Raw genomic sequence first — 22,442 nt, 5'->3', positions numbered from 1 at the left:
GTCCAGTCCGGCTCGACGATGACCGACCCGAACCGGTTCAAGTTCGACGCGAACGAGTTCTACGTGAAGACCGCGGCCGAGATGCGCGAGGTCTGGAAGGACTTCCCGGAGGCGTGTGACAACACGCTGCTGATCGCCGAGCAGTGCAACGTGAGCTTCACCGAGGGCGAGGGCCGGTTCATGCCGCGCTTCCCCTGCCCGGAGGGGCACAACGAGGAGTCCTGGTTCGTCTCCGAGGTCGAGACCGGCCTGCTGCGGCGGTATCCGGCCGGGGTGCCGGACGACGTCCGCAAGCGCACCGACTACGAGATCGAGATCATCGTCTCCAAGGGCTACGCCGGGTACTTCCTGGTGGTCGCCGACTTCATCAACTGGGCCAAGGAGAACGGCATCCGGGTCGGCCCGGGCCGTGGTTCCGGTGCCGGCTCGATGTGCGCGTACGCGATGAAGATCACCGACCTCGACCCGCTGCTGCACGGTCTGTTCTTCGAGCGCTTCCTGAATCCGGAGCGGATGTCGATGCCGGACTTCGACATCGACTTCGACGACCGCCGCCGCCCCGAGGTGATCCGGTACGTCACCGAGAAGTACGGCGACGACCGGGTCGCGATGATCGTCACGTACGGCACGATCAAGGCGAAGCAGGCGATCAAGGACGCCGGCCGGGTGCTGGACTACCCGTTCGCGATGGGTGACCGGATCACCAAGGCGATGCCGCCCGCGGTGATGGGCAAGGACGTGCCGCTGTCCGGGATCTTCGACCCGCAGCACAAGCGGTACTCCGAGGCCGGCGAGTTCCGCCAGCTGTACGAGGCCGACCAGGACGTCCGCAAGATCGTCGACACCGCCCGCGGCCTGGAGAACCTGAAGCGCCAGTGGGGTGTGCACGCGGCCGGCGTGATCATGTCCAGCGAGCCGCTGATCGACCTGATCCCGATCATGCGCCGCGACCAGGACGGCCAGATCATCACGCAGTTCGACTACCCGAGCTGCGAGACGCTCGGCCTGGTCAAGATGGACTTCCTCGGCCTGCGGAACCTGACGATCATGGACGACGCGGTCAAGAACATCGAGGCCGCGCACGGGATCCAGATCGACCTGGACAAGCTCAGCAAGGACCTCGACGACAAGCCGACGTACGACCTGCTCGCCCGCGGTGACACGCTCGGCGTGTTCCAGTTCGACGGCGGCCCGATGCGGGCGCTGCTGCGGCTGATGAAGCCGGACAACTTCGAGGACATCTCCGCGAGTACGGCGCTGTACCGGCCGGGCCCGATGGGTGCGAACAGCCACACCAACTACGCCCTGCGCAAGAACGGGCAGCAGGAGGTCAGCTACCCGCACCCGGAGCTGGCGGAGGCGCTCGAGCCGGTGCTCGGTATCACCTACGGCCTGATCGTGTACCAGGAGCAGGTGATGGAGATCGCCCAGCGCCTGGCCGGCTACTCGCTCGGCAAGGCGGACCTGCTCCGTCGCGCGATGGGCAAGAAGAAGCGCGAGGTCCTGGACGCCGAGTACGTCGGCTTCTCCGAGGGCATGAAAGCGAACGGGTACTCCGAGGAGTCGATCAAGGCCCTCTGGGACATCCTGCTGCCGTTCTCCGACTACGCGTTCAACAAGGCGCACTCCGCGGCGTACGGGCTGGTCTCGTACTGGACCGCGTACATGAAGGCGAACTACCCGGCGGAGTACATGGCCGCGGTCCTGACGTCGGTGAAGGACGACAAGGACAAGATGGCCATCTACCTGAACGAGTGCCGCCGGATGGGTATCAAGGTGCTGCCCCCGGACGTCAACGAGTCCGACTCGAACTTCACCCCGGTCGGTACCGACATCCGCTTCGGGCTGTCCGCGATCCGCAACGTCGGCGTGAACGTGGTCGCCGAGATCGTCGCGGCCCGCGAGGAGAAGGGCCGGTTCACCGACTTCGTCGACTTCATCGACAAGGTGTCGCTGCCGGTCTGCAACAAGCGGGTGATCGAGTCGCTGTCCAAGGCCGGCTCGTTCGACTCGATGGGGCACGCGCGGCGCGCGGTCGTCGCGGTGCACGAGCAGGCCGTCGACGAGGCCATCGACCTGAAGCGGAACGAGGCGCACGGCCAGTTCGACCTGTTCTCGATGGGCGACGACGCGGACGAGGGCGAGGGCAACAGCCGGCTCACCGTGACCGTGCCGGAGATCGAGGAGTGGGACAAGGCCACCAAGCTGGCGCACGAGCGCGACATGCTCGGGCTGTACGTGTCCGACCATCCGCTGTTCGGCGTCGAGCACGTGCTCACCAACGGCTCGGACTGCACGATCGGTCAGCTGCTCGCCGACGAGGACCGCCCGGACGGCAGCCGGGTGACGATCGGCGGCCTGGTCACCGCGGTCCAGCGGAAGGTGAACAAGCGCGGCGACATCTACGCGATCGTCACCATCGAGGACCTCGAGGGTTCGATCGAGGTGATGATGTTCTCCTCGGCGTACCAGCTGCACGCGCACCTGCTCAGCAACGACGCGATCATCCTGATGAAGGGCCGCATCCGGCGCCGCGAGGACCGGGTCGAGCTGAGCGGCGACGAGGTCGTCGTACCGGACCTGACCGAAGGCCCGAGCGGCCCGGTCGTCCTCACCATGCCGGTGAACCGCTGCACCCCGCCGGTCGTCGACTCGCTCCGCGACATCCTGCAGTCCCACCCCGGCATGACCGAGGTCCACCTCCGCCTCCAGGCCCGCCAGAAAACCACCGTCATGCGCATCGGCGACCGCTTCCGCGTAACCCCCACCTCCTCCCTGATGGCCGACCTCAAAGCCCTCCTCGGCCCCTCCTGCCTCGCCAGTTGACACCTATGCGTCACACTGGCGTCGTGAGTCAACCGGAGTCGTCTCAGCCTTTGCCCTACGGGGTGTCGTCGTCGGTCGGTCCTTTGGGTGGGGCGGCGGTGGGGGAGTCGCGGATGCCTTGGGCCAAGGCTGTCGTGGTGACCGTGGTGGTGTTCCTGGTGGCCGGGGTGGTGGCCGGGTGGGCTTGGCAGCAGTTCTCGCCGTTGGCGCAGTACACGGTGGACCAGCGGGGTGGGGAGCTCGGCGAGGAGCAGATGACGCGGATCTTCGGGCCGGACGGGACGTTCACCGCCATCGGGTTCGTGGCCGCGGTGGTGCTCGGTGGGGCGTTGTTCTGGTGGCTGCGTAACCACGGTCCGTGGTCGGTGGCGATCGTCGCGCTCGGTGCCTGCCTCGGTGCGGGTGTGTCGTGGGGCGTGGGCATGCTGCTCGGACACGACCCGCTCGACCCGCGGTTGCGGGCGGCGAAGGTCGGTGACTTGGTGCCGGCGCCGCTGGAGCTGCACACCTGGACACCGTTGGTGTCCTGGCTGGTCGGTGCGGCGCTCGCCTGTGCGGTGATCGCGGCCGCGACCTGGCGTGCGGAGCCCGTTGCAACCACTTCGCAACCTGCTGCGTCAGAACCTGCGCCGCCGGTCCACTAACCTTTGCAGGTCCGGCGGTGAGGCCACCGGAGCCAGCGAGGGAGCATATGTCCGACCAGAACCAGCCACCGACGTACCCAGGTGCCGGCGGCCCACAACCGCAGTACGGTCCGCCCCAGGGTCAGAACTTTCCGCCGCAGCAGGGCCGTCCGGGTCCGCAGCAGCCGGGGCAGCACGGGTCGCATCCGCAGCAGGGCCAGCAGTACGGCGGCCCGCAGCAGGGTGGTCCGCAGCAGCGGCCGCAGTACGGCGGTCCTCAGCAGCCCGGCCCGCAGCACGGTGGTCCGCAGGGTGGCCAGCAGTACGGCGGGCCGCAGCACGGGGGCCAGCAGCCGGCTGGTTCGCAGTACGGCCGGCAGTACGCGCAGCAGGGTGGGCCGCAGTACGGGCAGCCGGCGCAGGGGTCGTACGAGCAGTTGCACATCGGCGGGCAGCCGCCGCAGGGGCCTGGGTACGGCGGACCCCAGCAGTGGCAGCCGGAGCCGAAGAAGAAGCGCGGCAAGCTGATCCCGATCATCGCGGCGCTCGCGATGGTGCTGGTGGTCGCGGGCGGCGGAATCTTTGCCTACGGCAAGCTCGGCGGCGGCGGTAAGCAGCCGGCCGACGTCCTCCCTGGCACCGCGGTCGGGTACGCCCGCATCGACCTGAACCCGTCGGCCGGCCAGAAGGTCAACGCGATCCGGTTCCTGATGAAGTTCCCGTCGGTGAAGGACAAGCTCGGCCTGAGCGGTGAGCAGGACGACCTGCGGCAGAAGCTGTTCGAGCAGATCAAGAAGTCGGCCGGCGGCGACCTCGCGGACGTCGACTACGACAAGGACATCAAGCCGTGGCTGGGGGACCGCGCCGGGTTCGCCGCGCTGCCACCGGCCGAGGGCAAGACCTCGCCCGTCCCGATGGTCGCCGTCCAGGTGAAGGACCAGGACGCCGCGAACAAGGGCATGGACAAGCTGCTCGCCCACGAGCACAGCAAGCCCGGCCGCGCGTTCACCGACGGCTACATGATCCTCGGCGAGGACCAGACGACCGTCGACGCCGCCGTGGCCACCGCGAAGGACAACCCGCTGAGCAAGAACGCCAAGTACAAGGCGGACATGGACAAGCTCGGCGAGCAGGGCTTCGTCTCCGGCTGGGCGGACGTGAAGGCGATCGCGTCGATGAGCGGCAAGGTCGAGTCGAGCCAGCTGGCCGGTCTCGGCGACGCGACCGCGGCGGTGGCGCTGCGGTTCGACCCGTCGTACGTCGAGCTCAAGGCCATCGGGCACGGCGACAAGAGCGGCAAGGTCGGGTCCGCCGACGCCGGTGACGTGATCAGCAACCTGCCGGACAGCACCGCGGGGGCGATCGCCGTCTCCGGTGGCGAGTCGCTGATCGACACTGCCTGGCAGCAGGTGCAGAAGGCCGGCGGGGAGAACCTGCAGCCGATGATCGACCAGCTGACCCAGCAGACCGGGCTGAAGCTGCCGGACGACCTGAAGACGCTGGCCGGCAAGAACCTCGCGGTCGCGATGGACAAGGACACCGCGAACGGCCCGAAGATCGCGGTCCGGATGCAGACCGACCCGGCGAAGGCCGAGCCCGTGGTGCAGAAGCTGACCACGCTGCTGCGCGAGCGTTCGTCGGCGAACATCCCGATCGAGACCGCGCAGAACAGCGACACGATGGTGGTGTCGACCAGCAAGGAGTACGCCGACCAGGTGCTGCAGGGTGGCAACCTCGGCGCGACGGACGGCTTCAAGCAGGCGCTGCCGGACATCAAGAACGCGGTGATGATCGGGTACGTCGACTTCGCCGCCGTCGGGGCGCTGAGCCCGCGGGTCTCGGACAACCAGGACCTCGCCGCGCTGAAGTCGGCCGGGTTCGTGTCCCGGTCGTCCGGCGACGGCGAGGCCGACTTCACACTCCGGGTCGTCGCCAAGTAGTCAGCAGTTCCCGAAACGCCCCGGACCACTTGAGTTTGAGTGGTCCGGGGTTTTCTGTGTGCACGATCTTGGTGCCACGATGTCGAAAAGCCCGGGATGGCTTCTACCTAGGGGTGACAACACCTCGCGAACCTAGGAGAACCACCATGAACCACATCACCGCGATCCGGACCGTCGGCGTACCCGTGAGCGACCAGGACCGCGCGCTGGCGTTCTACACCGAGACGTTGGGCTTCGAGCTGCAGCTGGACGTACCGCTGCCGCAGTTCGGTGGCCGCTGGATCGTCGTCGCGCCCGCCGGATCAGCCGCGAGCATCGCGCTGGTCCCCGCGAGCGAGGACAACCCGGCCGGCGTCGACACCGGCATCCGGATGGCCAGCCCGGACGCGAAGGCCGCCCACCAGCACTTCCTGGACGCGGGCATCGAGACCGGCGAACTCCTCGAGTGGCCCGGCACCCCGCCGATGTTCAGCCTCCGCGACCCGGACGGCAACCGGCTCTACATCTCCCAGTTCTGAACCAGTTCTGGACCCAGCTCCGAATCAGCTCGGCTTGACGCGGTAGCGGATGTGGGTCGCCCGCGGGGTGTCGATGACGCGGGCGACCTCCAGCTCGATCCGGTGGGGCAGTACGTCGAACAGCCGGAGACCGCTGCCGAACAGCACCGGCACCTGGCTCAGCTGCAGCTCGTCGAGGACCCCGGCCTGCAACGCGGTCCGCGCCGTGATCGCGCCGTGGACCAGCACGTCCTTCTCCCCGGCGGCCTCCTTCGCCTGCGCCATCGCGGTCTGGATTTCGCGGGCGAAATGCACCTGCTCGTACGGCACCGACGGCGGATCGTGGCTCACCACGAACAGCGGTACGCCGTGGTGCTCGCCGCCGTAGTAGTCGACCTGTTCCGCCGTACGGCGACCGACCACGACGGCGCCGGTGGCGTCCATCGCGTCCCAGATCGCCCCGGCCTCGCCCGCGGGGCGACCGACGGACCCGTCGGGCTGCAGGTACCACTCGTGCAGCCGCATGAAGTCGTCACCGCCGGGGTTGCCCGGCCGGTCGCCCGGTCCGGCGACGTACCCGTCGACCGATATCGACATCAACAGCACCGACGCTGACATGAGCATTCTCCTGACCGGGTGCGGCCCGTCCGCGCCCTCTGCCCAGGCGTCGAACACCCGGCGCCGGATTCGACATCAGTCCGCGGCGAGTGCCTCCAGGACGCCGTCGCCGTACTTGGCCAGCTTGTTCTCGCCGACGCCGCTGATCTTGCCCAGCTCGGCCAGCGACGACGGCCTGTCGGTCGCGATCTGCCGCAAGGTCGCGTCGTGGAAGATCACGTACGCCGGGACGCCCTGCTCCTTCGCCGTCGCGCCGCGCCACGCGCGCAACCGCTCGAACACCGGCGCCGCCTCCGGTGGCAGGTCGACCGCCGCCTTCTTCCCGCCGGACGACCTGGACGAGGACCGGGTCCGCTCGGGCTCGCGGCGCATCATCACCTCGCGCCGGCGGCCGAGCACCTCGGCGCTCTCCTCGGTCAGCACCAGCGTGCCGTAGTCGCCCTCGACCGCGAGCAGCCGGAGCGCGAGCAACTGCCGGACCACGCCCCGCCACTCGGTGTCCTTCAGCTCGGTGCCGATCCCGAACACGGTGAGCTGGTCGTGCCGGAACTGCTTGACCTTGTCGGTCTCCTTGCCGAGCAGGATGTCGATCAGCTGGCCGGCGCCGAACTTCTGCCCGCGCTCGCGCTGCAACCGGAACACCGTCGACAGCAGCTTCTGCGCGGCGATCGTGCCGTCCCACGACTCGGGCGGCGTCAGGCAGGTGTCGCAGTTCCCGCAGGCGTCGCCCTGCTGACCGAAGTACGCCAGGAGTTGCGAACGGCGGCACTCGACGGTCTCGCACAACGCGAGCATCGCGTCGAGGTGCGCGCCGAGCCGGCGCCGGTGCGCGAGGTCGCCCTCGGAGGTGTCGATCATCTTCCGCTGCTGCACGACGTCCTGCAGCCCGTACGCCAGCCAGGCCGTGGACGGCTGTCCGTCGCGGCCCGCGCGCCCGGTCTCCTGGTAGTACCCCTCGACGGACTTCGGCAGGTCGAGATGCGCGACGAACCGGACGTCCGGCTTGTCGATGCCCATCCCGAACGCGATCGTCGCCACCACGACCAGCCCGTCCTCGCGGAGGAACCGGGCCTGGTTCTGCGCGCGGGTCCGGCTGTCCAGGCCGGCGTGATACGGCACCGCTTCGATCCCGTTCTGGGTCAGGAACGCCGCGGTCTTCTCGACGCTGTTGCGGGACAGGCAGTACACGATGCCGGCGTCGCCCGCGTGCTCGGTGCGCAGCAGGTCCAGCAGTTGCCGCTGCGGGTTGTCCTTCGGGACGATCCGGTACTGGATGTTCGGCCGGTCGAAGCTCGCGACGAAGTGCTTCGCCTCGTCCAGCTTCAGCCGGGTCGCGATCTCCTGGTGGGTCGCCTCGGTCGCGGTCGCGGTGAGCGCGATCCGCGGTACGTCGGGCCACCGCTCGTGCAGCTCGGACAGCATCAGGTAGTCGGGCCGGAAGTCGTGCCCCCACTGCGACACACAGTGCGCCTCGTCGATCGCGAACAGCGCGATCTTGCCCTGGTCGAGCAGCCGCACGGTCGCCTCGACCCGGAGCCTTTCGGGCGCCAGGTACAACAGGTCGAGCTCGCCGGCCAGGAACGCCCGCTCGACCTCACGGCGCTGCTCGAAGTCCTGCGTGGAGTTCAGGAATCCCGCCCGTACGCCGAGTGCCGTGAGCGCGTCGACCTGGTCCTGCATCAGCGCGATCAGCGGCGAGATCACCACACCGACGCCGGACCGCACCAGCGACGGGATCTGGTAGCACAGCGACTTGCCGCCGCCGGTCGGCATCAGCACCAGCGCGTCGCCACCGGCCACCACGGTGTCGATGATGTCGGCCTGCTCGCCACGGAAGGACTCGTACCCGAACACCCGCCGGAGGACCTGAAGGGCTTCGGAGTCGGGGAGTTCGGTTGTCTCGCTCACCTGGGCGAGTTTAGTGAGATCCCGGCGACGATGCTGGCGCGATCGCCGCAGCCTGTGGATCAGTGGGCAAGTTGGGCAGTTCCTCCGCCATCCACTGCCGCGGCGGGCAGCCCGCGATGGCCCGGAACTCGCGGCTCAGGTGCGCCTGGTCGGCGTACCCCGCGGCTGCCGAGACGTCGGCGAGCCGGGCGCGCGGATCGCGGCGGAGGTGGGCGGTGACCCGCTCGAACCGCAGGACCCGGGCGGCGACCTTCGGTGGCAGGCCGAACTCGGCGGTGAACCGCTCGGTGAGATGCCGTCGGCTCCACCCGACCTCGGTCGCCAGCCGGTGTACGCCGAGGGCGCCGCCGGACTCGCACAACCGCAACCACGCCCACCCCAGCTCCGGACGCACCGCGGCCGGGCGGCGATCCCGAAGCCGCTGCAGCAGCAGGGCCTCCAGCAGGTCGAAGCGTGCCGCCCACGTCGGGGCCTCGCGCAGCTGCTCGGTCAGCTCGGCCGATCGCCGCCCGAGCAGCTCGTCGAGACCCAGCACCGTGGACCCGAGCTCACCGGGCGGCAGCCCGAGAAGCGTGCGCGCGGCCGCCGGAGTGAGTGAGAGCTGCACACCGGCCCGGCTCGGCGTCCGGCCGATCTGTACGGCGGTGGAGTGCAGCCCGCCGATCATCGCGTCGTACTTCTCCACCGGGCCGCCCGGCCAGGCCACGCCGAGCGGCTCGTCGAGCGTGACGACGAGGGTCAGGTACCGCGAGGGCAGCCCGCGGTGCAGCTCCGGGGGATCGGCGGCCGACGCGTACCCGATCACGTCGCCGACGTACGGCCGCAGGGCGGGGTGCGGCGCCCGCGTCGCGTATCCGGTCCCGTTTCCGGTCATGGGAACAGGCTAGAGCGGGCCGCCGACAGAATCAGGACCTCCAGAATCCGGGACCGCCGTACCGGCATGCGGACCCGCGTGGCAGTATCGAGAGATACGAATACGCGATTGGAGATGTCGTCGTGCCTGCTCTGAGGTCCCGTACTGTCACCCACGGCCGCAACATGGCGGGCGCCCGCGCGCTCATGCAGGCCTCGGGGGTAGCCCGGGAGGACTTCGGGAAGCCGATCATCGCGGTGGCGAACAGCTTCACCGAGTTCGTCCCCGGCCACACGCACCTGGCCCCGGTCGGCCGGATCGTGTCGGAGGCCATCCACGCGGCCGGCGGGATCGCGCGCGAGTTCAACACGATCGCCGTCGACGACGGGATCGCGATGGGCCACGGCGGCATGCTCTACAGCCTCCCGTCCCGGGACCTGATCGCGGACTCGGTCGAGTACATGGTCGAGGCGCACTGCGCGGACGCGCTGGTCTGCATCTCGAACTGCGACAAGATCACGCCCGGCATGCTGATGGCCGCGCTCCGGCTGAACATCCCGACCGTGTTCGTCTCCGGCGGCCCGATGGAGGCCGGCCGCGCGACGCTGGTCGACGGCACGGTCCGCAAGCTCGACCTGATCGACGCGATGTCCGAGGCCGTCAACGAGAACGTCTCCGACGCCGACATCCTGCGGATCGAGGAGAACGCCTGCCCGACCTGCGGTTCCTGTTCCGGCATGTTCACCGCGAACTCGATGAACTGCCTGACCGAGGCGATCGGCCTGTCGCTGCCCGGCAACGGTTCGGTGCTGGCCACGCACACCGCCCGCAAGGCGCTGTACGAGAGCGCCGGCGAGACCGTCGTCCGGATCACCAAGCGGTACTACGACAACGACGACGCCACCGTGCTTCCCCGCAACATCGCGTCCAAGGAGGCCTTCGGCAACGCGATGGCCCTGGACATCGCGATGGGCGGGTCGACGAACACGATCCTGCACCTGCTGGCCGCCGCGCAGGAGGCCGAGGTCGGATTCGACCTGGACGACATCAACGCGGTGTCCCGCCGGGTCCCCTGCCTGGCCAAGGTCGCGCCGAACGTCGCGCCGCAAGGCACGTACTACATGGAGGACGTGCACCGGGCCGGCGGCATCCCGGCGATCCTCGGCGAGCTGCACCGCGCCGGCCTGCTGAACGAGAACGTGCACACCGTGCACAGCGACTCGATCGACGACTGGCTGAAGACCTGGGACGTGCGCGGCGGTTCGCCGTCGCCGGAGGCCGTCGAGCTGTGGCACGCCGCGCCCGGCTGCAAGCGGTCGGCGACCGCCTTCTCGCAGTCGGAGCGGTGGGAGACCCTCGACACCGACGCAGCCGGCGGCTGCATCCGCGACCTGGCGCACGCTTACTCCAAGGACGGCGGGCTCGGCGTCCTGAAGGGCAACCTGGCCGTCGACGGCTGCGTCGTGAAGACGGCCGGCGTCGACGAGTCGATCTGGACCTTCGAAGGGCCCGCGGTCGTCTGCGAGTCGCAGGAGGAGGCCGTCGAGAAGATCCTCGCCAAGCAGGTCACGCCCGGCGACGTCGTGGTGATCCGCTACGAGGGTCCGAAGGGCGGTCCGGGCATGCAGGAGATGCTGTACCCGACGTCGTTCCTGAAGGGCCGCGGTCTCGGTAAGGTCTGCGCGCTGGTCACCGACGGCCGCTTCTCCGGCGGTACGTCGGGACTCTCGATCGGGCACGTGTCGCCCGAGGCGGCCTCCGGCGGGACGATCGCGCTGGTCCAGGACGGCGACCGGATCCGGATCGACATCCCGAACCGCACGATCGAGCTGCTGGTCCCCGACGAGGAGCTGGCCACCCGCGAGGCGGCCCTCGGCGGCGTGTACGCGCCGAAGAACCGCGAGCGCAAGGTGTCGAACGCGCTGAAGACCTACGCCGCGATGGCCACCAGCGCCGACAAGGGCGCCGTACGGGACATCAGCAAGCTCGGCTAGAACTCCAGATCGAAGGCAAGGCTGATCGCCTCGGCCAGGGCGGGTTCCTGGTCGGGGTGCAGGTAGCCGATCAGGCGGCCGAGCTGCGACTTCGGGATGGTCTGGATGTTGTCGCAGGAGATCGCGCTGGCGTGCTCCAGACCGTTGTCCGGGCCGACCAGGACCTCGGTGGACAGGCCGCGGATCGTGCTGGTGATCGGGGCGACCGTGACGTTGGTCAGCCGGGGACGGATGAGTTCGCGGGTCAGCACCACGACCGGCCGGGGTTTGTCGAGCCGGGCGATGTGCAGCGGGCGCATCAGTCGAGGTCGAGTGCTGTGCCGGCGGCCGCCGGGGCCAGGCCTTCGAGGTCGGGGTACCCGCCGTGCTTGCTCAGGATGGCGGCGTCGCGGACGGCCAACTCGCGGCGGCGTTCGCGTTCGACGGCCCGGGCGACCACGGACGCGCGGCTGGTGGCCTTGTCGGTGGCGACCAGCTCGTCCATGAAGTTGACCAGGTCATCCGGCAACCGGACGGTGATCTGTGTGCTCATACCACGACCATACCCGCGTGGGATTCATTTCGGTAGCGTCTGCCCGGTCAGTTGGGGGACAGGGTGGACCAGGTGATCAGGTCGGTGGCCGGCAGGGAGGGGAGGGCGGAGATGGCGGCCAGTTCGTTGTCGAGGAGACCTACCAGTTGGGCCAGGCGGGTGGTGGCGTCGGGGGCCTCGAGGAGTTTCTGGCGGTCGGGGGTCATCAGCTTCATCGCGGCGGACATCAGGTACGACAGCGTGCTCGGGTTGTCGGGCAGCTCGCCGAGGTGCAGGCCCGGGCGGCTGATCTCGCTGACCGCGTCGGCGTACCGGCGGAACCGCTCGAGCGCGATCGTTGCCGTCCCCAACGGGTCGTCGCCGAGGTCGTCGTCCAGCCACTCGACGTCCGCGACCAGGTAGTCGCCGCTGCCGTCCAGCTCGGACACCTTGAACCGCCGGTTTCCGGTCAGCGTGACCTCGACCGGCCCCTCGTCGTCCGCGTCCACCGCGACCTCGGAGATGGTTGCCGCGCACCCGGTCCCGTACAGCGACCGGAACACCCGCTCGCCGAGCTCGTACCCGTCCCGGACCGCGAGCGCCCCGCAGACCAGCTCGCCGCCGTTCTCGACCAGGTCCCGGACCACTGCCCGGCCCTGTACGTCGGTCACCGGAATCGCCACCACCAGCCCGGGAAAGATCACCGTGTCGACAGTGAGCAGCGGCAGGCGGGAGTCCATGCCGACGAGCCTAGTGGACACCACCCGACATCACTGCCGGGCACGGCACCGGCGATGCAGCGATTCCGGCCGCCTGGTTCGGCCGGGTTGTGGATACCGGTCGGGCCGGGAGGCGGCGTCCAACTAGACTGACGCCATGATTCGCCGCGTCGACCTGCGGGGCCGAGTGGCAGCTGGAGAGGTGCTGAACCTCCAAGCCCTGGTCCCCCGAGCCGTGTTCGACGTCGAGGCTGCCCTCGACGTCGTCCGACCGATCTGCCTGGACGTCCGCCATCGCGGGCTCGCGGCGATCAGGGAGTACGGCGAGAAGTTCGACCATGTGCGGGTCGAGGACGTCCGGGTGCCCGCCGCTGCGCTGAAGACCGCGCTGGAGGAGCTCGACCCGGAGGTGCGCGGCGCGTTCGAGGAGTCGATCCGCCGGGTGCGGGAGGTCAGCCAGGACGAGCTGACCGCGGACATCGCGTCGGAGCCGGCGCCGGGTGGGCGCGTCACGCAGCGGTTCGTGCCGGTGCAGCGGGTCGGGCTGTACGTCCCGGGCGGCCGGGCGCCGCTGGCGTCCAGCGTCGTGATGAACGTCGTCCCGGCGCAGGTGGCCGGCGTACCGTCGCTCGCCGTCGCATCTCCGCCGCAGAAGGATTTCGGCGGGCTGCCGCACCCGACGGTGCTGGCGGTGTGCGCGCTGCTCGGGATCGACGAGGTGTACGCGATGGGCGGCGCGCAGGCGATCGCCGGGTTCGCGTACGGGTTCGACGGTTGCCCGAAGGTCAACCTGATCACCGGACCGGGCAACATCTACGTGGTCGCGGCCAAGCGCTTCGTCCAGTCGGAGGTCGGGATCGACTCCGAGGCCGGTCCGACCGAGATCGCGATCCTCGCCGACGACACGGCGGACCCGAAGCACGTCGCAGCGGACCTGATCAGTCAGGCCGAGCACGACCCGATGGCCGCCAGCGTGCTGGTGACGCCTTCGGAAACACTGGCCGCGGCGGTTGAGGCCGAGCTGCCGCAGCAGGTCGCGAAGACCAAGCACGCCGAGCGTGTCACCGAAGCACTCTCAGGGCAGCAGTCTGCCGTCGTACTGGTGGACGACCTCGACCAGGGCACGGCCGTCGTGGATGCGTACGCCGCCGAGCACCTGGAGATCCAGACCGCCGACGCCGAGCAGCGCGCGGGGTTGATCACCAACGCGGGCGCGATCTTCGTCGGCAGCTGGTCGCCGGTGTCGCTCGGTGACTACTGCGCCGGCTCCAACCACGTCCTCCCGACGGCCGGCTGCGCGTGCCACTCCTCCGGCCTGTCCGTGCGCAGCTTCCTGAAGGCCGTGCACGTGATCAATTACTCCCGCGACGCCCTGCAGGAGGTCTCCGGTCACGTGCTCGCGCTCGCGCACGCCGAGGACCTGCCCGCGCACGGCGCCGCGGTGTCGGTGCGTTTCCCCGGGGAGCGGTGATGGGCCGCTTCCACGGGCTGCCGATCCGCGACGAGCTGAAGAGCTTCGAGCCGTACGGCGCCCCGCAGCTCGACGTACCCGTGCTGCTCAACGTCAACGAGAACCCGTACCCGCCGAGCGAGGAGACCGTCGCCGACGTGGCGGCCTCGGTGGCGGAGGCGGCGCGCGGCATGAACCGGTACCCGGACCGCGAGTTCCTCGGCCTCCGGGCGGACCTCGCGGCGTACCTGGCCCGCGAGTCCGGCGCTCAGCTCGAGCCGGAGCAGCTGTGGGCGGCGAACGGGTCCAACGAGGTGATGCTGCACATCCTGCAGGCCTTCGGCGGCCCCGGCCGGACGGCGCTGTCGTTCGCGCCGACGTACTCGATGTACCCGGAGTACGCCCGGGACACGAACACCGGCTGGGTCACCGGGCGCCGTGCCGAGGACTTCACGCTGGACCGGAGCAAGGCGATCGCCGCGATCTCCCGGCACCGCCCGTCGGTCGTGCTGCTCGCCTCGCCGAACAACCCGACCGGGACCGCGCTGCCGATCGACGTCACCGAGGCGATCGTCGCGCAGGCCGCCGGGATCGGTGCGGTCGTCGTGGTCGACGAGGCGTACGCCGAGTTCCGCCGGACCGGGACGCCGAGCGCGGTCTCGCTACTGCCGGCGTACCCGAACCTGGCCGTCTCCCGGACGATGTCGAAGGCGTTCGCGATGGCCGGCGGACGGGTCGGATACCTTGCCGCGAGCAAGCAGTTCGTGGACGCGCTGCGGATCGTCCGGCTTCCCTATCACCTGTCGGCGGTGACGCAGGCGGTCGCCCGGGCCGCGCTGCGGCACTCCGACGAACTGCTCGGCCGGGTCGAGCAGCTGCGGATCGAGCGCGACGAGACCGTGGAGTGGCTGAGACATTCGGGCCTGCGAGCGGTCGACTCGGACGCGAACTTCGTGCTGTTCGGCACGTTCGCGGACCGGCACGCGGTCTGGCAGGCGCTGCTCGACGACGGCGTACTGATCCGCGAGACCGGGCCGGACGGCTGGCTCCGGGTCTCGATCGGCACCGGCGAGGAGATGGCGGCGTTCCGCGCCTCGCTGGAGCGCATCCTCAAGACCGACACGGGAAGGCTGACATGACGCGCACCGCGCGGATCGACCGTGAGACCAGCGAATCGAAGGTTCTGGTCGAGCTGAACCTCGACGGCGAGGGCCGGGCCGACATCTCCACCGGTGTCGGCTTCTACGACCACATGCTGAACGCGCTGGCCAAGCACGCGCTGCTCGACCTGCACGTGAACACGGTCGGCGACCTGGAGATCGACGCGCACCACACCGTCGAGGACACCGCGATCGGGATCGGCCAGGCACTTCGCGAAGCGTTGGGGGACAAGCGCGGCATCCGCCGGTTCGGTGACGCGACCGTCCCGCTGGACGAGGCGCTCGTGCACTGCACGGTCGACCTCTCCGGCCGGCCGTACTGCGTGCACACCGGTGAGCCGGACGGCCAGGTGTACGCGATCATCGGCGGCGACTACGCCGGTTCGCTGACCCAGCACGTGTTCGAGACGCTGGCGTTCAACGCGGCGATCTGCGTGCACATCCGGGTGCTGTCCGGCCGCGACCCGCACCACATCGTCGAGGCGCAGTTCAAGGCGTTCGCGCGGGCGCTCCGGGCGGCTGCCGAGCACGACCCGCGGCAGCCGGGCATCCCGTCGACCAAGGGCGCCCTGTGAGGTCGGCACTGTGAGGTCGACACTGTGAGCAAGAAGGTTGTCCTGCTCGACTACGGCTCTGGCAACATCCGGTCGGGGGAGCGGGCCCTGCAACGCGTCGGCGCGGACGTCACGGTGACGGCCGACTTCGACCAGGCCTGCAACGCCGATGGCCTGCTGGTGCCGGGCGTCGGCGCGTTCGAGGCCTGCATGACCGGGTTGAAGGCGGTCCGGGGAGACGTCGTGGTCGACCGCCGGCTGACCGGTGGCCGTCCGGTGCTCGGGATCTGCGTCGGGATGCAGATCCTGTTCGCCCGCGGCATCGAGCACGGTGTCGAGACCGACGGCTGCGAGCAGTGGCCCGGCACGGTCGAGCGCCTGCGGCCCGAGGACGCCCAGCCGGTTCCGCACATGGGCTGGAACACGGTCGACGTACCGTCCGGGACCGTGCTGTTCGACGGCGTCCAGAAGGAGCGGTTCTACTTCGTGCACTCGTACGGCGTCCGCACCTGGGAGCTCGACGACGCCCGCGAGTCGGTCACCCCGCTGGTCACCTGGACGACGTACGGCGGGGACAAGTTCGTCGCCGCGGTCGAGAACGGGCCGTTGACCGCGACCCAGTTCCACCCGGAGAAGTCCGGCGACGCCGGCGCGACCCTGCTGGAGAACTGGGTCCGCTCGCTCTAGAGCGCGCCCGGGAACGCGACCGGCGCGCCACCCCAGACCAGCTGGTTGCCGGCCGCGGCCTGCAGTGCGTCGATCGCGAACTGCCGCACCGGACCCTGTTCGGCGGCCTCGACGAGGTCGCCGTACACGGCGGCGATCCGGCGTTCGATCAGCAGCACCAGGGCGGTCGCGGTCGCGGCGTTCGTGACGGCCTGGGGAAGGTCGTACGCCGGCTCGGCCGCGACCGGGGTCTGACCGGCCGCGACGATCATCGCGCTGAGCTGGTCGCGGCTGTTCCGGTGCGCCCCGAACAGGTCGGTCGCCTCCTGGTACCGCGCACCGGTCAGCTTCCCGCCGGCCACACCCACGCCGTACATCGCGGCATGCTCACCGGCGAGCGCTGCCTGCAGGGCGTCCAGCTGCTTCACGAGGCGTCCTTCGTCTTCGGGGCGAGGGCCCAGCCCAGCTGGGTCTCGGAGGCGGCGATCTCGGCGAGCAGCCGGGCGAGGCCCCCGGACAGCTTGGCGGCGGCGGCCACGTGTGCGGTGGCCGCGGCCTTCTCCTGCTTGGCGATCGCGGACAGCGCCGCGGCCTGCGAAGCCGCCGGTGCGGTGGCCTTGGCCGGCTGGGCCGTGACGCCGGTGGTCTCCTTGAGCTTCGCCAGGTGGGTCGCGTGGTACTTCGCGCCCGCCGCCAGCCGGGCCCGGAGCGCGGGGTACTTCCGGCTCGCGGTTGCGTAGAGCTGGGACAATTGAGTCACCTGGGTCGCCGCGGCGCTGAGCGCAGCGACGGCAGCCGGGTCGACCGTCGGCGTCTCCGCGGCCGGACCGGGTGACGTCGTACCGTTCACAGCTCCTTTGGTGCCCGGCGTACCGGACGCGGCCGGGTCGTCCCTGCAGCCGGCGAGCGCGGCCACGCCGGGAACAAGGGCGGCGGTAGCGACGACGGCGCGTCGGCTCAGCTGACGTTCAGGCACGCCGGAACGATACCTGGTGACACGCCCACAAACCCGTCCGGGACGGGCCGATGAGCAGGATCCGGCTACCGGACGGATAGGGTGGGCTACTGCTCTCGGCCGGACCGCCGGGAGCATGACGGGTGCACAACTGGAGAGAGGCAGGTCAACCTGTGAGCCGAAAGCCGGACCACAACGGTCACACGGACACCACGAGCCTCGAGAACTTCCTGCGGCCGATCGTCGAGCAGTTCGGCTGCGACCTGGAGGCCGCGGACATCGCTCCGGCCGGCCGCCGCCGTCTGCTGCGCGTGCTGGTCGACCGCGACGGCGGGATCAGCCTGGACGACGTCGCCGAGGTCACTCGCGCGATCTCCAAGGCGCTGGACGCCGACGACATCATGGGCGAGGGCGCGTACACGCTGGAGGTCTCCAGCCCCGGCGTGGACCGGCCGCTCACCCTGCCCCGGCACTGGCGGCGCAACCGCGACCGGCTGGTCACGGTCACCCTGACAGCCGGCGACAAGCTCACCGGCCGCATCAAGTCCGTCTCCGAGGAGGCGGCCGAGCTGGACGTCGACGGCACGCGGCGCAGCGTCGCGTACGCCGACGTGGCCAAGGCCAAGGTCCAGATCGAGTTCAACCGGGCTGCCGGCAACGACGAACCTGAAACACCTGCCGACGGCACGGTGGAGGAGAACTGACATGGACATCGACATGGCCGTGCTGCGGTCGCTGGAACGGGAGAAGGACATCTCCCTGGACGTGGTGGTGGAGGCGATCGAGCAGGCGCTGCTGGTCGCGTACCACCGCACTGAGGGCGCGCAGCAGCACGCCCGCGCCGAGCTGGACCGCAAGACCGGGCACGTGACCGTGTACGCGCGGGAGCTGGCCGAGGACGGCACCGTGGCCCGCGAGTACGACGACACCCCGGCGGACTTCGGCCGGATCGCGGCCACCACCGCCAAGCAGATCATCCTGCAGCGGCTCCGCGACGCCGAGGACGAGGTCCGGTACGGCGAGTTCTCCGGCAAGGAGGGCGACATCGTGTCCGGGGTCGTCCAGCAGGGCCGCGACCCGCGGTCGGTGATGGTCGACCTGGGCAAGATCGAGGCCGTGCTGCCGGCGCCGGAGCAGGTGCCGGGGGAGCAGTACGAGCACGGCTCCCGGCTGCGCGTGTACGTCGTCGGCGTCCGGAAGGGCTTCAAGGGCCCGCAGATCACGGTCAGCCGGACCCACCCGAACCTGGTGAAGAAGCTGTTCGCGCTGGAGGTCCCGGAGATCGCCGACGGCACGGTCGAGATCACCGCGATCGCGCGGGAGGCCGGTCACCGGACGAAGATCGCCGTCCGGACGCTCAACCCGGCCGTGAACGGCAAGGGCGCCTGCATCGGGCCGATGGGACAGCGGGTGCGGAACATCATGCACGAGCTGCACGGCGAGAAGATCGACATCATCGACCACAGCGACGACCCGGCCACGTTCGTCGGGAATGCGCTGTCGCCGGCGCAGGTTACCTCTGTCGAGGTGGTGGACGCCGCGGCCCGTGCGGCCCGCGTCGTCGTCCCCGACTACCAGCTCTCGCTCGCGATCGGCAAGGAAGGGCAGAACGCCCGCCTCGCGGCCCGCCTCACCGGCTGGCGGATCGACATCCGGCCGGATACCGATGTGACTCGGGAAGGCGAGAAGGTAGACTAGTTTCTCGGTCGGTCGACTGAGTCGCAACCACACCCTGAGGAATCAGTGACAAAGAGTGCGGACGCGCGCCCAGGCAAGCCTGCGGAGCGCACCTGCATCGGGTGCCGGAAGCGGTGCGGTCCGGCCGACCTGCTGCGGATGACGGCTTCCGGAGGACTCGTGCTTCCGGATCCCGATCGCCGGGCACCCGGCCGTGGGGCGCACCTGCATCCCACGATCGAGTGCTTCGACCTCGCCGTCCGGCGCAAGGCGTTCCCACGGGCCTTCAAGGTCCCGGGACCGCTCGACCTGACCGGGCTGCGGGAGTACGTCGCGCAGCGTGATAAGTAAGAAGCAGCAGAAAATGGCGGCCTCCCCGGCCGTCCGCGTCGATCCGGCCGGATCGAACGCGTCCGACATGAAGGCGGGTCATCGACTCATGACCACTCGATGAGTGTCTACCGATGAGTGCAAAGCGATGAGCACGTACGTCAACTAACGGTCCGCGCCCAGGCTCGGACCAGAGGGAGAGTAGTGGCAAAGGTCCGGGTCTACGAGCTCGCGAAGGAGCTCGGAGTTACCAGCAAGGTCGTTCTGACCAGACTGAACGACATGGGCGAGTTCGTCCGGTCGGCGTCCTCGACGATCGAGGCACCCGTCGTCCGGCGGTTGGCGGAGGAGTTCGAGAAGAACCCGCCGAAGAAGCGCACGGCCAAGAAGGCCGCTGCGAGCACGTCTGCCGCGCCGCAGGCGACCGCGCCGGTCGCCCCCGCGGCCCCGAAGCCGGCCGGCCCGAGGCCGCCGGCCGAGCGGCCCGCACCGGCGGCGGCGACCCCTGCCCCGGAGGCTCCGGCAGCGCAGGTTCAGGAGCAGGCACCGGCGGCCCAGGCCCCGGCGGCCCAGACTCAGGCTCCGGCGGCCCAGCCGGCCGCGCCGGCGACCAGCGCTCCGGCGCCGGGTGCCCGGCCCGGTCCGCGTCCGGGCCCGAAGCCGGGTCCGCGCCGCGAGAGCACACCTGAGGAGTCCGCGCCTGCCGCGCAGACCCCCAAGGTCGAGGCTCCGGCGGAAGCTCCGGCCGCACCGGCGGCACCTGCCTTCGAGGCACCTGCCGCGAAGGCGGCCGACAGTGCGGCTCCGGCCGCGCCGGAGGCACGTCGCGACAGCTCCCCGGCCCCGCGTCCGGCCGGCCCCCGTCCGGGTGGACAGGGTCCGCGTCCGGGTGCGACCCCGCGTCCGGGTGGCCAGGGCGGTCAGAGCGGTGGCCCGCGTCCGGGTGGTCCGGGTGCCGGTCCGCGTCCGGGTGCGCCCCGTCCGGGTGCCCCGCGTCCCGGTGCGCCCCGGCAGGGTGGCGGCCAGGGTGGTGGCGGCCCGCGTCCGGGTGCGCCGCGTCCGGGCAACAACCCGTTCAGCTCGACCCAGGGCATGCAGCGCGGTGGCGCGCGCCCCGGCCAGGGTGGTGGCGGCAACGACCGGCAGGGCGGCGCTCCGAGCCCGGCCGGCATGGCTCCGCGCCCGCCGCAGGGTCGCGGTGGCGACAACCGCGGCGGCGGTAGCGACCGTCCGCGTCCGTCCGGCGGCGTTCCGGGCGCTCCGCGTCCGAACCCGGCGATGATGCCGAAGTCCTCGGCCGGTACCTTCACCGGTCGCCCCGGCGGCGGCTCCGGCGGTCCTGGCGGCGGCCGTGGTGGCGGCGGTGGCGGTCGTCCGGGCGGTGGCCCGGGTGCCGGTCCGCGCGGTGGCGGCGGTGGTGGCGGCGGCTTCCGTCCCGGTGGCGGCGGCCCGAGCGGCCCGCCCGGTGGCGGCGGTGGCCGTCCGGGTCCGGGCAACCGGGGCCGTGGCGGGACGCAGGGTGCCTTCGGGCGTCCGGGTGGTCCGGCGCGCCGTGGCCGCAAGTCGAAGCGCGCCAAGCGCCAGGAATTCGACAACATGCAGGCCCCGGCGGTCGGCGGCGTCCGCGTCAAGCACGGTGACGGCGAGGTCGTGAAGTTGCCGCGCGGTGCGTCGCTGACGGACTTCGCCGAGAAGGTCGGAGTCGACCCGGCGTCGCTGGTCCAGGTGCTGTTCCACCTCGGTGAGATGGTGACCGCGACCCAGTCGGTGAACGAGGAGACGCTCGAGCTGCTCGGGACCGAGCTGAACTACGACGTCCAGATCGTCTCGCCGGAGGACGAGGACCGCGAGCTGCTGCAGTCGTTCGACATCGACTTCGGCAACGACGAGGGCGACGAGAGCGACCTGGCTCCGCGGCCGCCGGTGGTGACCGTGATGGGTCACGTCGACCACGGTAAGACGAAGCTGCTGGACGCGATCCGGATGGCGAACGTCCAGGCCAAGGAAGCCGGCGGTATCACCCAGCACATCGGTGCGTACCAGGTGACCACCGAGGTCGACGGCCAGGAGCGGGCGATCACCTTCGTCGACACCCCGGGTCACGAGGCGTTCACCGCCATGCGTGCCCGTGGTGCGCAGGCCACCGACATCGTCATCCTGGTGGTCGCGGCCGACGACGGCGTGATGCCGCAGACGATCGAGGCGCTGAACCACGCCCGCGCGGCGGGTGTCCCGATCGTGGTCGCGGTGAACAAGATCGACGTCCCGGCGGCGGACCCGGCCAAGGTACGCGGTCAGCTGACCGAGTACGGCCTGGTCCCCGAGGAGTACGGCGGCGACACGATGTTCGTCGACGTCTCGGCCAAGTCCCGGATCAACATCGACGGCCTGCTCGAGGGCGTCGTACTGACCGCGGACGCGGCGCTGGACCTGCGGGCGAACCCGAACATGCACGCCGAGGGCATCGCGATCGAGGCGAACCTCGACAAGGGCCGTGGTCCGGTGGCGACCGTGCTGGTGCAGCGCGGAACGCTCCGGGTCGGCGACTCGATGGTGGTCGGTCCGGCGTACGGCCGGGTCCGCGCCATGCTCGACGAGCACGGCGACCCGGTCGAGGAGGCGACGCCGTCGCGTCCGGTCCTGGTCCTCGGTCTGACCGCGGTTCCGGGTGCCGGTGACAAGTTCCTGGTCGTCGAGGACGACCGCCGCGCCCGGCAGATCGCCGAGAAGCGGGAGGCCCGCGCCCGGGCGGCGGCGAACGCCAAGCGTCGCGCCCGCCGTACCCTCGAGGACTTCATGGCCTCGATGGAGAAGGGCGAGAGCCAGGAGCTGCTGCTGATCCTCAAGGGCGACGTGTCCGGTTCGGTCGAGGCGCTGGAAGACGCCCTGGTCCGGATCGAGGTCGGCGACGAGGTCAACCTGCGGATCATCGACCGTGGTGTCGGTGCGATCAACGAGAACGACGTCAACCTGGCCATCGCGTCGAACGCCGTCATCATCGGCTTCAACGTGCGGCCGGCGGGCAAGGCCGGTGACCTGGCCGAGCGCGAGGGCGTGGATGTCCGGTACTACTCGGTCATCTACTCGGCGATCGACGACATCGAGGCGGCCCTGAAGGGCATGCTGAAGCCGATCTACGAGGAGGTCACCCTCGGCCAGGC

At 70.3% G+C, this 22,442-nt stretch carries 21 protein-coding genes; 13 read left to right on the top strand and 8 right to left on the bottom strand.

Translation table 11 applies throughout. The annotated features are described in order from the left end of the window. From dnaE to VFF46_RS05515, 4 genes are all read left to right on the top strand, one after another. A partial coding sequence (dnaE, locus tag VFF46_RS05530) for a DNA polymerase III subunit alpha (RefSeq protein WP_325035923.1) occupies positions 1 to 2,826 on the top strand: 2,826 nt, incomplete at its 5' end. A 113-nt stretch (positions 2,827 to 2,939) separates the two neighbouring features. Further along, positions 2,940 to 3,470 carry a hypothetical protein gene (locus tag VFF46_RS05525; RefSeq protein WP_325035922.1) on the top strand — a complete coding sequence of 177 codons (531 nt, stop codon included), beginning with the start codon at positions 2,940 to 2,942 and terminating at the stop codon, positions 3,468 to 3,470. Positions 3,471 to 3,517: 47 nt separating this feature from the next. Next, positions 3,518 to 5,389 carry a DUF3352 domain-containing protein gene (locus VFF46_RS05520; RefSeq protein WP_325035921.1) on the top strand — a complete coding sequence of 624 codons (1,872 nt, stop codon included), beginning with the start codon at positions 3,518 to 3,520 and terminating at the stop codon, positions 5,387 to 5,389. A 146-nt stretch (positions 5,390 to 5,535) separates the two neighbouring features. Continuing rightward, on the top strand, positions 5,536 to 5,907 hold the full coding sequence (locus VFF46_RS05515) for a VOC family protein (protein ID WP_325035920.1): 372 nt from the start codon (positions 5,536 to 5,538) through the stop codon (positions 5,905 to 5,907). A 24-nt stretch (positions 5,908 to 5,931) separates the two neighbouring features. On the opposite strand, the gene VFF46_RS05510 is transcribed toward VFF46_RS05515, so the two are convergent. From VFF46_RS05510 to VFF46_RS05500, 3 genes are all read right to left on the bottom strand, one after another. Beyond that, entirely contained in the window at positions 5,932 to 6,504 is a 573-nt protein-coding gene (locus tag VFF46_RS05510; RefSeq protein WP_325035919.1) for a dihydrofolate reductase family protein, read from the bottom strand. Between the two features lie 75 nt (positions 6,505 to 6,579). Next, positions 6,580 to 8,412, bottom strand: coding sequence for a DNA helicase RecQ (gene recQ / locus VFF46_RS05505; protein ID WP_325035918.1), 1,833 nt, complete (start codon positions 8,410 to 8,412; stop codon positions 6,580 to 6,582). Between the two features lie 10 nt (positions 8,413 to 8,422). Beyond that, entirely contained in the window at positions 8,423 to 9,286 is an 864-nt protein-coding gene (locus VFF46_RS05500) for a helix-turn-helix domain-containing protein (protein ID WP_325035917.1), read from the bottom strand. Positions 9,287 to 9,408: 122 nt separating this feature from the next. Here VFF46_RS05500 and ilvD point away from each other — a divergent pair, with 122 nt between their 5' ends. Continuing rightward, the gene (ilvD, locus tag VFF46_RS05495; protein WP_325035916.1) at positions 9,409 to 11,259 is read left to right on the top strand and encodes a dihydroxy-acid dehydratase; all 1,851 of its coding nucleotides are present in this window, start codon (positions 9,409 to 9,411) and stop codon (positions 11,257 to 11,259) included. Here the strand turns inward: ilvD and VFF46_RS05490 are convergent. Genes VFF46_RS05490 through VFF46_RS05480 form a run of 3 tightly spaced genes read right to left on the bottom strand, consistent with a single transcriptional unit; the run spans position 11,256 to position 12,510 of the window. Then, entirely contained in the window at positions 11,256 to 11,558 is a 303-nt protein-coding gene (locus tag VFF46_RS05490; RefSeq protein ID WP_325035915.1) for a type II toxin-antitoxin system PemK/MazF family toxin, read from the bottom strand. The genes ilvD and VFF46_RS05490 overlap by 4 nt on opposite strands. After that, positions 11,558 to 11,791: a ribbon-helix-helix domain-containing protein gene (locus VFF46_RS05485; protein WP_325035914.1), complete on the bottom strand. Its 234-nt coding sequence runs from the start codon at positions 11,789 to 11,791 to the stop codon at positions 11,558 to 11,560. Before VFF46_RS05485 ends, VFF46_RS05490 begins: the two co-directional genes overlap by 1 nt. 47 nt (positions 11,792 to 11,838) lie before the next feature. Continuing rightward, a complete protein-coding gene (locus VFF46_RS05480) occupies positions 11,839 to 12,510 on the bottom strand; it encodes an LON peptidase substrate-binding domain-containing protein (protein ID WP_325035913.1) in 672 nt (223 codons plus the stop codon). A gap of 136 nt (positions 12,511 to 12,646) precedes the next feature. On the opposite strand from VFF46_RS05480, the gene hisD reads away from it, so the two are divergent. From hisD to hisH, 4 genes are read left to right on the top strand one after another with little or no spacing between them, the layout of a single operon-like run. Next, positions 12,647 to 13,960: a histidinol dehydrogenase gene (gene hisD / locus VFF46_RS05475; RefSeq protein ID WP_325035912.1), complete on the top strand. Its 1,314-nt coding sequence runs from the start codon at positions 12,647 to 12,649 to the stop codon at positions 13,958 to 13,960. Next, positions 13,960 to 15,078: a histidinol-phosphate transaminase gene (locus tag VFF46_RS05470; protein WP_325035911.1), complete on the top strand. Its 1,119-nt coding sequence runs from the start codon at positions 13,960 to 13,962 to the stop codon at positions 15,076 to 15,078. Before hisD ends, VFF46_RS05470 begins: the two co-directional genes overlap by 1 nt. Further along, complete coding sequence (hisB, locus tag VFF46_RS05465) at positions 15,075 to 15,674, top strand: imidazoleglycerol-phosphate dehydratase HisB (RefSeq protein ID WP_325035910.1); 600 nt, start codon at positions 15,075 to 15,077, stop codon at positions 15,672 to 15,674. The genes VFF46_RS05470 and hisB overlap by 4 nt, the downstream gene beginning before the upstream one ends. 24 nt (positions 15,675 to 15,698) lie before the next feature. Then, entirely contained in the window at positions 15,699 to 16,340 is a 642-nt protein-coding gene (gene hisH / locus VFF46_RS05460) for an imidazole glycerol phosphate synthase subunit HisH (RefSeq protein ID WP_325035909.1), read from the top strand. Here hisH and VFF46_RS05455 read toward each other — a convergent pair. Next, positions 16,337 to 16,747 carry a ferritin-like domain-containing protein gene (locus tag VFF46_RS05455; protein WP_325035908.1) on the bottom strand — a complete coding sequence of 137 codons (411 nt, stop codon included), beginning with the start codon at positions 16,745 to 16,747 and terminating at the stop codon, positions 16,337 to 16,339. The genes hisH and VFF46_RS05455 overlap by 4 nt on opposite strands. Next, entirely contained in the window at positions 16,744 to 17,295 is a 552-nt protein-coding gene (locus VFF46_RS05450; protein WP_325035907.1) for a cell division protein FtsK, read from the bottom strand. The genes VFF46_RS05455 and VFF46_RS05450 overlap by 4 nt, the downstream gene beginning before the upstream one ends. Positions 17,296 to 17,447: 152 nt before the next feature. On the opposite strand from VFF46_RS05450, the gene rimP reads away from it, so the two are divergent. The 4 genes from rimP to infB all read left to right on the top strand — a co-directional run. Next, a complete protein-coding gene (gene rimP / locus VFF46_RS05445) occupies positions 17,448 to 17,978 on the top strand; it encodes a ribosome maturation factor RimP (protein WP_325035906.1) in 531 nt (176 codons plus the stop codon). Position 17,979: 1 nt separating this feature from the next. Beyond that, positions 17,980 to 18,972 (top strand): transcription termination factor NusA, encoded by a 993-nt coding sequence (gene nusA, locus VFF46_RS05440; protein WP_325035905.1) that lies wholly within the window; start codon positions 17,980 to 17,982, stop codon positions 18,970 to 18,972. A 45-nt stretch (positions 18,973 to 19,017) separates the two neighbouring features. Further along, positions 19,018 to 19,302, top strand: a complete 285-nt coding sequence (locus tag VFF46_RS05435; protein ID WP_325035904.1) for a YlxR family protein — start codon at positions 19,018 to 19,020, stop codon at positions 19,300 to 19,302. A 183-nt stretch (positions 19,303 to 19,485) separates the two neighbouring features. Next, on the top strand, positions 19,486 to 22,442 hold a 2,957-nt coding region (gene infB / locus VFF46_RS05430; protein WP_325035903.1), incomplete at its 3' end, for a translation initiation factor IF-2.

The sequence above is a fragment of the Kribbella sp. genome, from assembly GCF_035655035.1.
Taxonomy (GTDB): Bacteria; Actinomycetota; Actinomycetes; order Propionibacteriales; family Kribbellaceae; genus Kribbella.
Note: the sequence above shows the minus strand (reverse complement) of the source record. Positions and strands in the feature narration are given on the sequence as shown.

Bases quoted from the DNA above. Each gene is read 5' to 3' on its own strand.
- VFF46_RS05525 (WP_325035922.1), top strand. From the start codon at position 2,940: ATGCCTTGGGCCAAGGCTGTCGTGGTGACCGTGGTGGTGTTCCTGGTG.
- VFF46_RS05520 (WP_325035921.1), top strand. From the start codon at position 3,518: ATGTCCGACCAGAACCAGCCACCGACGTACCCAGGTGCCGGCGGCCCA.
- VFF46_RS05515 (WP_325035920.1), top strand. From the start codon at position 5,536: ATGAACCACATCACCGCGATCCGGACCGTCGGCGTACCCGTGAGCGAC.
- VFF46_RS05510 (WP_325035919.1), bottom strand. From the start codon at position 6,504: ATGTCAGCGTCGGTGCTGTTGATGTCGATATCGGTCGACGGGTACGTC.
- VFF46_RS05500 (WP_325035917.1), bottom strand. From the start codon at position 9,286: ATGACCGGAAACGGGACCGGATACGCGACGCGGGCGCCGCACCCCGCC.
- VFF46_RS05490 (WP_325035915.1), bottom strand. From the start codon at position 11,558: ATGCGCCCGCTGCACATCGCCCGGCTCGACAAACCCCGGCCGGTCGTG.
- VFF46_RS05485 (WP_325035914.1), bottom strand. From the start codon at position 11,791: ATGAGCACACAGATCACCGTCCGGTTGCCGGATGACCTGGTCAACTTC.
- VFF46_RS05480 (WP_325035913.1), bottom strand. From the start codon at position 12,510: ATGGACTCCCGCCTGCCGCTGCTCACTGTCGACACGGTGATCTTTCCC.
- hisD (WP_325035912.1), top strand. From the start codon at position 12,647: ATGATTCGCCGCGTCGACCTGCGGGGCCGAGTGGCAGCTGGAGAGGTG.
- VFF46_RS05470 (WP_325035911.1), top strand. From the start codon at position 13,960: ATGGGCCGCTTCCACGGGCTGCCGATCCGCGACGAGCTGAAGAGCTTC.
- hisB (WP_325035910.1), top strand. From the start codon at position 15,075: ATGACGCGCACCGCGCGGATCGACCGTGAGACCAGCGAATCGAAGGTT.
- nusA (WP_325035905.1), top strand. From the start codon at position 17,980: ATGGACATCGACATGGCCGTGCTGCGGTCGCTGGAACGGGAGAAGGAC.